This is a genomic window from Streptomyces sp. MMG1121, from assembly GCF_001280015.1.
Classification (GTDB): Bacteria; Actinomycetota; Actinomycetes; order Streptomycetales; family Streptomycetaceae; genus Streptomyces.
This window is the reverse complement of record NZ_LGDV01000102.1, coordinates 1-345: the sequence shown is the minus strand read 5'-3', so window position 1 is coordinate 345 and position 345 is coordinate 1. Positions and strand designations below refer to the sequence as shown.

The 345-nt window shown below is 72.8% G+C and carries 1 protein-coding gene; it reads left to right on the top strand.

Annotation, left to right across the window (positions count from 1 at the left end; all coding sequences use genetic code 11):
- A partial coding sequence (locus ADK64_RS10480; RefSeq protein ID WP_199829561.1) for a homocysteine S-methyltransferase family protein occupies nt 1-345 on the top strand: 345 nt, incomplete at both ends.

Here is a 345-nt window from a genome sequence, read left to right as displayed (position 1 = left end):
GAGATCGGTGCGGCGTTGACCGCGCTGGAGCCGCTGGGCATCGACATGATCGGCCTGAACTGCGCCACCGGCCCGGCCGAGATGAGCGAGCACCTGCGCCACCTCGCCCGGCACGCGCGGGTGGGCCTGTCGTGCATGCCCAACGCCGGCCTGCCGGTCCTCGGCAAGGACGGCGCTCATTACCCCTTGTCCGCTGCCGAGTTGGCGCAGGCGCACGAGGGCTTCGTCCGCGAGTTCGGAGTCGGCCTGGTGGGCGGCTGCTGTGGTACGACGCCGGAGCATCTGCGTCAGGTGGTCGAGCGGGTGCGGGGCATGGCCCCGGCGGTGCGTGAGCCGCGTCCGGAG